This is a genomic window from Microcystis sp. M53598_WE2 (genome assembly GCF_030067735.1).
In the GTDB taxonomy this organism is placed as follows: domain Bacteria; phylum Cyanobacteriota; class Cyanobacteriia; order Cyanobacteriales; family Microcystaceae; genus Microcystis; species Microcystis aeruginosa.
In genome coordinates this window covers 1-1,019 of the sequence record NZ_JASJFE010000431.1, presented here as the reverse complement: position 1 = coordinate 1,019, position 1,019 = coordinate 1, and the positions used below count along the sequence as shown (strand labels likewise).

Below are 1,019 nucleotides of genomic sequence, written 5' to 3'. Positions count from 1 at the left end.
TGTTGATACTCGATCGAGCAGTGTCAAGATGTTTGTACTAGAATACAAAGTTAAGCCAAAACCTAATCAGATAGAAGCCATTAACGAAGCAATACGGACAACCCAATTTGTTCGGAATAAAGTCCTGCGTTATTGGATGGATAATCAGGGTGTTGGCAAAACAGAGTTATTTCGATACAACACAGCATTAAGGAAAGAGTTTAAATTTGTTGATGATTTAAACTCCCATGCTTGCCAGACTGCTGTAGAAAGAACCTTGCGGGCAATTACTCGGTTTTACGATAATTGCCAAAATAAAGTTAAAGGAAAGAAAAACTACCCTAAGTTTAAAAAACATTCCCGTTCCGTTGAGTATAAAGTATCTGGATGGAAGCTATCAAAAGATAAACGCCATATTACCTTTACAGATAAAAAAGGTATTGGTACTCTTAAACTGATTGGTTCTAGAGATATTAATTACTATCAACCAGACCAGATTAAACGGGTAAGAATCCTGAATCGTGCCGATGGTTATTATGTGCAGTTTTGCCTTAAATTAGACCCCAGAGACACGGTTAAGCCTTTAACACCTTCCCAGAAAGCCACTGGGATTGATGTCGGATTAAAGTTTTTCTTAGTAGATAGCGAAGGCCATCAAATTGATTGTCCGAACTACTATCGAAAAGCTGAAAAACAACTAAACCGATTAAACAGGAAAAAGTCAAAGAAATACCGTAAGGGTAAAAAACAATCTCGTAATTATCACAAAGCTAGAAAGCGATATGCTCGGAAACATTTAAGAGTAAGTAGGCAACGAGAAGAGTTTGTCAAAAGTGTGGCACTCCGTTTAGTTAAGTCTAACGACTTAATCGTCTATGAAAACTTAAATATCAAAGGCATGGTCAAAAATCGTCATTTAGCGAAGTCGATAACCGATGCAGGATGGTCTGTTTTTAGGCAATGGCTAGAGTATTTTGGGGACAAATACGGCAAGTTAACTATAGCTGTCTCACCTCATAATACGTCTCAAAATTGTTCTA

The 1,019-nt window shown here is 37.2% G+C and carries 1 protein-coding gene; it reads left to right on the top strand.

Translation table 11 applies throughout. From position 1 onward, the window contains the following. Positions 1–28: 28 nt before the first annotated feature. Positions 29–1,019, top strand: a 991-nt coding sequence (locus PX636_RS09115; protein ID WP_288116820.1) for an RNA-guided endonuclease InsQ/TnpB family protein, incomplete at its 3' end; no start/stop codon positions are given.